At 40.8% G+C, this 9,796-nt stretch carries 10 protein-coding genes; 5 read left to right on the top strand and 5 right to left on the bottom strand.

The window, feature by feature from the left end:
• The 4 genes from CYP05_RS01955 to CYP05_RS01940 all read right to left on the bottom strand — a co-directional run.
• The coding region (locus CYP05_RS01955; protein ID WP_181001150.1) for a cache domain-containing protein at positions 1-668 on the bottom strand (668 nt) is incomplete at its 3' end.
• Positions 669-764: 96 nt separating this feature from the next.
• Positions 765-1,961 carry an MFS transporter gene (locus CYP05_RS01950; protein ID WP_103641836.1) on the bottom strand — a complete coding sequence of 399 codons (1,197 nt, stop codon included), beginning with the start codon at positions 1,959-1,961 and terminating at the stop codon, positions 765-767.
• A gap of 1 nt (position 1,962) precedes the next feature.
• A complete protein-coding gene (locus tag CYP05_RS01945; RefSeq protein ID WP_103641835.1) occupies positions 1,963-3,165 on the bottom strand; it encodes a copper resistance protein NlpE in 1,203 nt (400 codons plus the stop codon).
• Between the two features lie 48 nt (positions 3,166-3,213).
• Positions 3,214-3,642 (bottom strand): copper resistance protein NlpE, encoded by a 429-nt coding sequence (locus CYP05_RS01940; protein WP_103641834.1) that lies wholly within the window; start codon positions 3,640-3,642, stop codon positions 3,214-3,216.
• 80 nt (positions 3,643-3,722) lie between these two features.
• Between CYP05_RS01940 and CYP05_RS01935 the strand changes: the two genes are divergently transcribed.
• Positions 3,723-4,637: an SPFH domain-containing protein gene (locus CYP05_RS01935; RefSeq protein WP_009294606.1), complete on the top strand. Its 915-nt coding sequence runs from the start codon at positions 3,723-3,725 to the stop codon at positions 4,635-4,637.
• Positions 4,634-5,026 carry an NfeD family protein gene (locus tag CYP05_RS01930; protein WP_103641833.1) on the top strand — a complete coding sequence of 131 codons (393 nt, stop codon included), beginning with the start codon at positions 4,634-4,636 and terminating at the stop codon, positions 5,024-5,026. Before CYP05_RS01935 ends, CYP05_RS01930 begins: the two co-directional genes overlap by 4 nt.
• A 20-nt stretch (positions 5,027-5,046) precedes the next feature.
• Here the strand turns inward: CYP05_RS01930 and CYP05_RS01925 are convergent, their stop codons facing one another.
• A complete protein-coding gene (locus CYP05_RS01925; RefSeq protein WP_021084729.1) occupies positions 5,047-5,259 on the bottom strand; it encodes a hypothetical protein in 213 nt (70 codons plus the stop codon).
• Positions 5,260-5,391: 132 nt separating this feature from the next.
• Here CYP05_RS01925 and CYP05_RS01920 point away from each other — a divergent pair, with 132 nt between their 5' ends.
• Genes CYP05_RS01920 through recG form a run of 3 tightly spaced genes read left to right on the top strand, consistent with a single transcriptional unit; the run spans position 5,392 to position 9,472 of the window.
• On the top strand, positions 5,392-6,438 hold the full coding sequence (locus CYP05_RS01920) for a dehypoxanthine futalosine cyclase (RefSeq protein WP_103641832.1): 1,047 nt from the start codon (positions 5,392-5,394) through the stop codon (positions 6,436-6,438).
• Positions 6,439-7,668, top strand: a complete 1,230-nt coding sequence (locus tag CYP05_RS01915) for a M16 family metallopeptidase (protein ID WP_103641831.1) — start codon at positions 6,439-6,441, stop codon at positions 7,666-7,668.
• A complete protein-coding gene (gene recG, locus CYP05_RS01910; protein ID WP_103641830.1) occupies positions 7,658-9,472 on the top strand; it encodes an ATP-dependent DNA helicase RecG in 1,815 nt (604 codons plus the stop codon). Before CYP05_RS01915 ends, recG begins: the two co-directional genes overlap by 11 nt.
• The last annotated feature ends 324 nt before the right edge of the window (positions 9,473-9,796 follow it).

The following is a 9,796-nucleotide window of genomic DNA, read 5'->3' as shown; positions in this document are numbered from 1 at the left end:
TCGATTAACTTTTTGGTTAGTTTAGGGGCTGTATTTATTATATTTTTATCAGGGTGGATGATGATCTTACCATCTTTATCTGCAACAAAAGCATAGCTATAATCAGTCTTGCTGATACTCATGATCTTATCGCTAAGATCTGAAATAACGGTATTTAGCGCTGCTATACCACTATTATTTTCAAGTGGCGCTGAAAAAGCTATCAACATTTCTTTTGAAGTTGTTGAAATGTAGGGTTGTGTATATGTTGGTTTGCCATCAGCTTTTGCTATCTTATACCAGCCTCTTGTGCGTGGATCAAATCCATCTTTTAGAGTTTCATTTTGTCCATTTGATCTATACATATTACCATCGTTCTCATATCCTACAAAAACACGCTGTATGTATGCAGGAAGAATCTCTTCGGTATGGCTTAAAATTTGATTTACCTGACTTCTATCATTTAAACTAGATAGCTTTTTGGCGAGCCCATTTACTGCTTGTAGATTATCATTAAAGAATGTATTTAGCGTAATCTTTACATCTTTTAGAATTTGACGCTGATTATTTATCGCAAGTTCTATTGTCTTGTTTTGAGCGGTGTAGTAACTAGCGGCTGACATGGTCACAAACGATATACATAGAGCAACTATTAGCATTAGTGCTATTTTATTGGTGATTGACTTCACGCGGATTCCTTTATATAATGATTTGAATTTTATATCGGTTAATTATAAAATAATTGAATATTAGTTTTTAAAAAATTTAATTAAAAATAAATATTATTACCTTATCTCATACCTTTTTGAAACTACGTGGTAGTAAAAGGCTCCAACGAAAAAGAGGCTTCCCATAAAGGTTGCGATCATCTCCACGCTTAGTCCAAGCTCGTATAAAAAGCCAATCGCAAATGAGATAAGTGCGCTAAATCCAAGAAAAACCATATCGTTATACGCGATCACTCTGCCGTAAAACTCTTTTTGGCAGTTTTGCTGAAGCAGTGTGTAGGTGTAGCTCCAAAGGCTTGACGTGCAAAAACCAGCAAAGATGATGCCAATTAGCGAGAGATAAAAATTTCGCAAAGAGAGCGCCCAAATGATGATGCCAAGCCCTTGACCGATATAGATGTAGATGAGAGTTTTTTTATTCATAAATTTACTAAGTATGGCCGGTGCAAACATAAGCGAGATCGACCTTGAGGCGTTTAGTAGGCCAATAACCAGCGAGGTTGAGAGCAAATTTGCGTATTTATAATCGGCTAGAAGCGCGATCAATGCGTCATAAGCTGTGATGCCAACAAAGGCATGCAAAAATATAAGATGCACAATGAGCCTATTTTCTTTTAGGTATTTAAGCCCGTTTTTTAGCATTTTTAGAGGTTTTTCTATAAATTCTGGCTTTAGCTCGTCTAGTTTTAAAAGATATAAAAAGCCAAAACTACAAAGATAAAGAGCTCCGTCAAGCAAAAAGGCGCTTTTGATACCAAAAAAGTGTATATAAACCCCAGCAAGTCCCATGCCAGCTGTGTATGAGACCGCCCAGATGATCGAGTGGATCTCGTTTGCAAGCTTTAGGCTCTCTTTGCTTAAAATTTTTGGTAGCACGCTCATCTCTACTTGAAAATACATCCCGCCAACACCGTTTCTGATAAAAATGATAAGCAAAAGCAGCCATAAATAATCAAGCGAATTTATAAAAAGCAACATAAAAACACTTATGGTCTCAACCGCCATCATGATAACAAGCATAGGTTTTGGGCTAAATTTATCGACCAAAATGCCACTAAATGGGGCAATGACAACACCTGGGATAAACGCCATCGCCGCACTTAGCGTGAGTGCCCACACAGGAGCGTCAAGCGAGATAAGTAGCGTAAAGATGCCAGTGTGCGAGAACCACACACCAAAGTAGCACATGAGCTGGACGGTGCTTAAAAGGCGGAAATTTCTCTCGTCCTTTAAAAGCTTAAGATACTCTTTCAAACTACTGGTTCCACATGAGAGTTATCTGTTCTATTTGCGTCTCGTCTGGGATCTGGCTTAAGCTTGTTATCTCTTGTGCGAGCGGATTTTTAAGCTTTATAAGCATGTCGTGGCTATCTATTTTTAGATAGATATTGTTTGCGTCGCTTTGAAATTTAGAGATGACAAGGGCGTTTTTTATATCTTTGAAATTTGATTTTAGGCTGATATTTTCTGGAGTTTTAAACTCATTTGAGTAAATTTCAATGCTTGTTATGATGCCATTTAGCAAGGTGTATTCAAAAATTCTCTCGTTTTTATTTGTGACGATGTAGCTATTTTCTTTTTTAGTATTGTCTCTTTTTATGTTTTTTGCGCCATAAAATTTCATCACATCAGCGTTTGCTGACTCGTTTGTAAGTTTCGCAAAAAAGCCCTTGCCAAAGAGGCTAGATCTGCCTTTTTCTCTTTTGTAGTGTCCGCTTATGTGAGCATTTTTGCAAATTTTATCATTTGCGATTATGAAGATGTCGTTAGCGGTTTTATGCACGCTTAAAGCCACGCCTTTTTCATCCAAAAGGTAAAAAATGCCCTTGTCATAAAGCAGCTCTGAGTTAAATTTACAAAGTGGCGAGCCATCTTTTAGCGATGAGTAAAAGCTTATCTTTGCGCCATTTTTACTAGGCACAAGCACTAGCTCTAAAAAGCCATTTTTGTCTTTAAATTTAGAAAATCTAGCAAAAAAACTATCTTTATATGCTTTATTTACCGGCTCGTAGTTATAAATTTGAGCTAGCACGCCAACTCGCTTGTTTTTCTTATCATCAAGCTGAAGAAGTGAGTTTTTGTTTGGCACAAAGTAGCTAAGTGCGCCACTTTCATCTTTTAGCACGATAGCGCTCTCATCGACATCAAATGTGCCACCTTTTTCTACCAAAGTAGCAGCCTTATCCATCGTAAGCATAGTTTTTGTGTAGGTTTTGTCTTTATTTAGAGTTAGGATGGTCTTCACGCCCTCGCAGTTTGAGCATGGCAAGGTGGTGTAGTAGCTTGTGTAGATAGAGTTTGAAAGTATTAGTTTTTCTGGTTTTTTGGGTGTGTGTGCTTGAACTAGGGGTTTGTCTTCTTTTTTCGTATCTGGCGTGGTTGGTTTTGGCTCTAAATTTTCATTTTTCGCGCAGCCGATGATGAAAAATGAGATAAGTATGGCAAAAAGATATTTCATTTGCAACTCCTTAAAAATTGCAAAATTATATCATTTTGCCTTTAAAATTTATTTTACGCGTTTAAAGATGTATTTGTCTTTTAGCTCGCCAGTGACCTCTTTTTGATCCATGTCAAGCATCTTTAGGCTCTCTCCCTCGATCTTATAAAAGCTCTTCTCTTTATACTCATCAACGGTTGTGATAACGCCGTTTTTTACTGAGTATTTGCCCTTGCTAACGGCTTTGTAGTTGTCTTTTGACTTGTAGTTCATCACACTTTCAAATGTGCCGTCCTTTTTTAGTGTGAGGGTTGAGTCTATGCCCATGCAACTAGCGCAAGGTAAAAACGCCTTGTAAGTGCCTTCGATGTTGCTTACTGGAGCCATGCAGCTACCTTTTACTTCACATTTGCCTTGTGGGACGCTCGCGCTTTGGTTTGACGTAGCGCAACCTGCTAAAAGTAGAGCCGCACTTAGTGCAAAGATAAAATTTTTCATGCTGATCCTTTTTGAAAATAAAATTTAAAATGTATTATAATACTTAAGAAAATAACAAATTATAAATTAAAGGAGAGAAGATGCAAGTTGAGACATTTGGCGTTTTAGTCGTTGTTTTGGTTATTTTTGCATTTTTGTTTTTAAAAGCTGGCATCAAGATCGTATCGCAAGCAGATAACTTGCTGATCGAGCGACTTGGTAAATTTCACAAGGTGCTTGACGGGGGATTTCACATCATAATCCCATTTGTCGATCAGATAAGGGCGATCATAACTATAAAAGAGCAACTCGTTGATATCACAAAACAGCAAGTCATCACAAAAGATAATGTTAATATAAGTGTCGATGGCATCGTCTTTTTAAAGGTTTTTGATGCAAAAATGGCGGTTTATAATGTTGATAACTACAAGCGCGCCATTGCAAATTTGGCCATGACAACGCTTCGTGGCGAGATAGGAGCGATGAATCTTGACGATACGCTAAGCTCACGTGATCGCCTAAATGCCGCACTTCAAGTAGCTCTTGGTGATGCAGCTGGCAACTGGGGCGTAAAGATCATGAGGGTTGAAATTTCTGAAATTTCTGTCCCACTTGGCATCGAAGAGGCGATGAATATGCAGATGAAGGCTGAGCGTGAAAAGCGCGCGATCGAGCTAAAAGCCTTGGCTGAAAAAGAGGCGCTAATCCGAAACGCAGAGGCGCTAAAACAAGAAAAGGTGCTTCAAGCAGAGGCGATAGAGCGTATGGCTGATGCGAAAAAATACGAGCAAATCGCCATAGCAACGGCTCAAAAAGAGGCTATGGATATGATAAATGATAGCATGAGCAAAAACGCAAATGCGGCTGAATTTTTGCTTGCTCGTGATAGGGTCGGGGCATTTAGCGAGCTAGCCAAAAACAGCTCAAAAGATAAAATTTTAGTCCCTTACGAGGCGACTGAGCTAATTGGCTCACTTAGCGTTTTAAAGAATTTCTTAGCTAAGGATAAGGCGTGATAAGTCCTTTTATAATGATAGCCATCGGCGCGCTCTTATGCGTGGCTGAGCTTATGCTATTTTCATTTTATCTGCTCTTTTTTGGCGTCGCTTTTATCATCGTTGGGGCGATAAATTTTGGCTTTAGCTTTGAGTGGAGCTTTCAAATTTTAGCTGTCTTAGTGCTTGCATTTATCTTGCTTGTACTCTTAAAGGCGCCGTTAAAGAGTAAATTTATGGCTAAAAAAGAGAGCTTTAATGAGGAATTTTTAGACGAGCCAGGCGTTGGCGAGATCAGAGAAAATATGGTCTATTTTAAAGGCACTCTTTGGAAGTATGACGGAGCGCTAAAAAACGGCGAGAAAGTGCAGGTTTTAGGCACTAAAGGCGACAAAGTTATATTAAAATAAAGTGCCATTTGGCACTTTATCTATTTTGCGTGGGCTGGGCAGCCTGCTGGCATTTGCTCATGCATCGCACCTTGCATGCCGTGATGTGGGCAGCTTGGCATATTTTCTTGCATCATTTTTTGATGATGAGCACATCCACAACTTGCTCCTTGAGGCTTGGCTGGCTTTGGCTCATTTTTAGCACAACCAACTAAAAATAGCCCGCAGATAACGGCAAATATCACCTTTTTCATAACTTGCTCCTTTAAAGAATTTCTCACATTTTAGCCTTTAAAAATTAATTTTTCATAACGCCTGATTTATCATATTTAAAAGCATTTTTGGCTAAACTCTCGCCCAAAAATAAGCAAAATAAAAGGTTAAATTTGAAAAGACTTAGTGTAAATGAAGCCATCGATCTTATAGAAAATGCACCGCTTCACGAGCTTGGCAAGATGGCGCTAGCTAGAAAAAAAGAGCTTCATCCAGATAATATAACGACCTTCATTGTAGATCGCAACATCAACTATACAAATGTCTGCTGGGTGGATTGTAAATTCTGTGCATTTTACCGCCACGCAAAAGAAGAAGACGCTTATGTGCTAAGTTTTGAGGAGATCGGCAAGAAGATCGAGGAGCTAATCGCCATTGGAGGCACGCAAATTTTATTTCAAGGTGGCGTTCATCCAAAGCTAAAGATCGAGTGGTATGAGGAGCTTGTAAGCTACATCTGCAAGCACTATCCAAGCATCACGATACATGGCTTCTCAGCCGTTGAGATCGACTACATTGCAAGAGTTTCAAAAATTTCTACAAAAGAGGTCTTAAGACGCCTAAACGAAAAGGGCTTATACTCGATGCCAGGGGCTGGAGCGGAGATATTAAGCGATAGAGTGCGTGACATCATCGCTCCTAAAAAGTGCGACACCGCAGACTGGCTTCGCATACACAAAGAGGCGCACGAGCTTGGCATGAAGACGACTGCGACGATGATGTTTGGCACGGTTGAGAGCACTCGTGAGATCGTCGAGCACTGGGAGCATATCAGAAATTTACAAGATGAAACGGCTGGATTTAGGGCATTTATACTTTGGAGCTTTCAAGGGCTAAATACAAAGCTCATGCAAGAAATCCCTGAGATCAAAAAACAAAGCTCAAACGTCTATCTAAGGCTTCTTGCGGTCTCAAGGCTCTTTTTGGATAACTTTAAAAATATCCAAAGCAGCTGGGTCACGCAGGGCAGCTACGTAGGTCAGCTAGCGCTTCTTTTTGGCGCAAACGACCTTGGCTCAACAATGATGGAGGAAAACGTCGTAAAGGCCGCAGGTGCTAGCTTTAGGATGAATCAAGACCAGATGATCGAGCTTATAAAAGATGTCGGAGAAATTCCAGCCAAGCGCAACACAAACTACGATATTTTGGAGAAATTTTAGATGAAAATTTTAGATATCAATGTAAAAAATGTAAAAATCCCAGTCGTTTTTGAAAGCTCAAAAGCGATGCCAGTAGTGAGCCTAAAACTAGTTTTCAAAGCAGCTGGTAGTTCGCAAAATGGCAAGCTAGCAGGCCTTGCAAGGCTAAGTGCAAATTTGCTAAACGAGGGCGATATGAAGCTAGGCTCGGCTAAATTTGCTAAAGAGCTTGAAGTAAGAGCTATTAGCCTAAATGCAAGCTGCGGCTTTGAGACATTTTGCATCGATCTAAACTGCCTAAAAGAGCACTTTGCCTTTGCGTGCGGCAAGCTAAAAGAGCTTATAAGCGCTCCAAATTTAACAGATGAAATTCTAAATAGGTGCAAAACCGTCACACTTGGCGAGATCGCAGCAAATGAAAACGACTTTGACTACGTGGCAAGGCAGGGTCTTTTTGAGCTTTTATACCCAAAAAGCGTGCTTTCAGAGCCTAGTATCGGCACTAAAAAGAGCATAAAAGCGATCACGCTTGAAGATGTAAGCAAATTTTTAAGCGAGCATTTAGACCTTTCAAATCTGCTTTGCGTGCTAGGTGGCGACATAGACGAAAAGCAGACAAAAGAGCTTGCTAGCGTTTTAGAAATTTTAAAACCTGGCAAGGTGCGAAAGCTAGAGCGCTTTAGCCCAAGCGGCAAGTGCGAAAGTAGCGAGATCATCAGACAAAGCGAGCAGGCCTACATCTATTTTGGTGCGCCATTTGATGTAAAGCCAGAAGAAAAATACAAGGCCGCAGTGGCGACATTTATCCTAGGCGAGGGCGGCTTTGGCTCGAGGCTCATGGAGGAGATACGCGTGAAAAGAGGGCTTGCATACAGCGCCTACGCTAGAAATTTGCTAAATCTCTCTTACAGCCAGCTTTACGGCTACATGCAGACAAAAAATGAGAAAAAAGACGAAGCGATCGCTGTTATAAAAGAGGAAATTTTAAAATTTAGTAAAAAAGGCGTTAGCAAGGCCGAGCTTGAGCAGGCGAAGAAATTTTTACTTGGCTCGTTGCCGCTTAGGCTTGAGACGCTATTTAAACGCCTTGACATCGCGCAGGGCGAGTTTTATGAGCATGGCGAGCTTGGGGCATTTTTAAAGGACCTTGATAAAATTTCAGCCCTTTCGCTAAGTGAGCTAAATAGCTTCATAAAAGCCCACGCAGAGATCAATCAGCTAAGTTTTTGCGTCTTAAAAAATGAAATTTGAAGCAAGTGACAGAGCAAAACTTCTAAAAATAGGCGTGCTTAGCCTACTTGACCTTGCTCTCGTGCTACCAAAGGGCTTTGAGGATACGACGATCGCTAAGAGCCCAAGAGAGGGGCAGGTCTGCATAAATGTAAAGATCACCTCACTCGCCTCGCGCCCTGGCATGCTAACGGCACTTGCCTTTTGCGAGCAGTGGCAAAGTAGCGTAAAGATCGTCATTTTTAACGCAAAGTCTTGGCACTACGGCGCCTTTAAGACGGGCAAAGAGATGGCGATATATGGGCTTTGCTCCTACGCCTTTGGCTCGTGGCAGATCGTAAATCCAAAAATCACCACAAAAATAGGCCAGATCGTGCCTAAATTTAAGACCGAGCTAAAAGATGAGGAGCTAAAAAAACTCATCTTAAAATATCTAAATTTACAAAATTTACTAGCCGAAGGTTTAAATGAAAAAGAGGCTAAATTTCTAGCTGATCTGCAAAGGCTAGATGAGCAAAGCGTGCAAATTTTATACCGCCTAAAAAATGATAATGAAGGCTTAGAAATCTTAAAATTTGTAGAAATTTTTAACTACATAAAAAAGCTAAGTGCCAAAAAAACCTACTTTAAAAGCCCCAAGATCAAGCTTTTTGACATAAGCTCTTGGCTTAAGAGCTTGCCATTTACGCCGACAAATGACCAGCTAAACGCCATAAATGATATCAGAGACGACCTTAGCGCCGTGCAGGCAAAAAGGCGCGTCATAATGGGCGATGTGGGAAGCGGCAAGACGCTAGTGATCTTAGCAGCTGCTCTTAGCGTCTATCCGCAAAGTGCCATTTTGATGGCGCCAACAAGCATCTTAAGCGAGCAAATTTATAATGAAGCAAAGAGGCTGCTGCCCGCTTTTATGAACGTGATACTGGTGCGAAGCGGGGAGAAAAAGATAGACTTTAGCGGGGCAAATTTGATCGTTGGCACGCATGCGCTGCTCTTTCACGAGCTGCCAAACTCGCCGCTTGTCATGGTCGATGAGCAGCACCGCTTTGGCTCAAACCAGCGCAAAAAGATAGAGGAGCTGGCTTCAAGCGAGGATGAGCGAGCAAATTTCGTGCAGTTTTCAGCTACGCCCATACCTAGGACGCTAAGTTTAATCCAGTCTGAGATCGTAAATTTTAGCTTTTTAAAGCAGATGCCATTTAAGAAAAATATAACGAGCCAAATTTTAGGCGCTAGCGAGTTTGGCTTTTTGCTAGCTCACATCAAAAAGCAGCTTGCGGGCGGCTTTCAAGCAGCCATCATATATCCGCTAGTCGAGAGCAGCGAGAGCTCAAACTACCAAAGTCTAAGCGAGGCGCAAGGCTTTTGGCTAAAGAATTTCAAAAATGTCTTCGTCACGCACGGCAAGGACAAAGAGAAAGAGGAAATTTTAAGGCGGTTTAGAGAAGAGGGCGAAATTTTGCTCTCAACAACCGTTGTTGAGGTTGGGATCTCGCTGCCAAGGCTAAATACGATAGTGATCGTAGGCGCTGAGCGGCTAGGGCTTGCCACGCTTCATCAGCTGCGCGGTAGAGTGGGGCGAAATGGCGGCGATGGATACTGCTTTTTATTTACCAAGCTAAAAGAGGCGCCAGTAAGGCTAAAAGAATTTTGCGCGACAAATGACGGCTTTAAGGTGGCTGAGCTTGATCTGAAAAACCGACAAAGCGGCGATATACTAAATGGCTTTTTTCAGCACGGAGCGACTTTTAACTTCTATGACTACGAGGACGATATCACGCAGGCTGCAAAGGCCAGAGTGGCGGAATTTAAAAATAACGCTTAAATTTATTTTGTGGGTTGTGTTAAATTTAAGGTAGATAATTTTTTGGCTAAGAGGACTTAAATTTGCGTCAAATTTAAGATGAGGGCGCAAGCTTTTATGACTAGTTTTAAATTTGATAGAAAATGGCAACTGTTACGTGGTTGATTTAGCTTTATCGCGACTGGTCTTGTCTTTTTAAATATTGCTGTTAAAAAAGGTTGCTAACAAACTTGTCTAGGCTCTGTGGCAAAATGGCTCAGGGTTTTAAAACGTCTTTGCTTTTGCGCTATATCTAAATTTATCTTACCTAGCAAAATTTAACCTTTCGCAGGCTCTTTTTAAAAT

The sequence above is a fragment of the Campylobacter concisus genome, assembly GCF_002913545.1.
GTDB classification, from domain to species: Bacteria; Campylobacterota; Campylobacteria; order Campylobacterales; family Campylobacteraceae; genus Campylobacter_A; species Campylobacter_A concisus_AV.
The sequence above is the reverse complement of the archived record's forward strand: the minus strand, read 5'-3'. Positions and strand labels throughout refer to the sequence as shown.

Excerpts from the sequence above, each read along its gene's own strand:
- CYP05_RS01945 (WP_103641835.1), bottom strand. The coding sequence starts at position 3,165 with ATGAAATATCTTTTTGCCATACTTATCTCATTTTTCATCATCGGCTGC.
- CYP05_RS01940 (WP_103641834.1), bottom strand. The coding sequence starts at position 3,642 with ATGAAAAATTTTATCTTTGCACTAAGTGCGGCTCTACTTTTAGCAGGT.
- CYP05_RS01935 (WP_009294606.1), top strand. The coding sequence starts at position 3,723 with ATGCAAGTTGAGACATTTGGCGTTTTAGTCGTTGTTTTGGTTATTTTT.
- CYP05_RS01925 (WP_021084729.1), bottom strand. The coding sequence starts at position 5,259 with ATGAAAAAGGTGATATTTGCCGTTATCTGCGGGCTATTTTTAGTTGGT.
- CYP05_RS01915 (WP_103641831.1), top strand. The coding sequence starts at position 6,439 with ATGAAAATTTTAGATATCAATGTAAAAAATGTAAAAATCCCAGTCGTT.
- recG (WP_103641830.1), top strand. The coding sequence starts at position 7,658 with ATGAAATTTGAAGCAAGTGACAGAGCAAAACTTCTAAAAATAGGCGTG.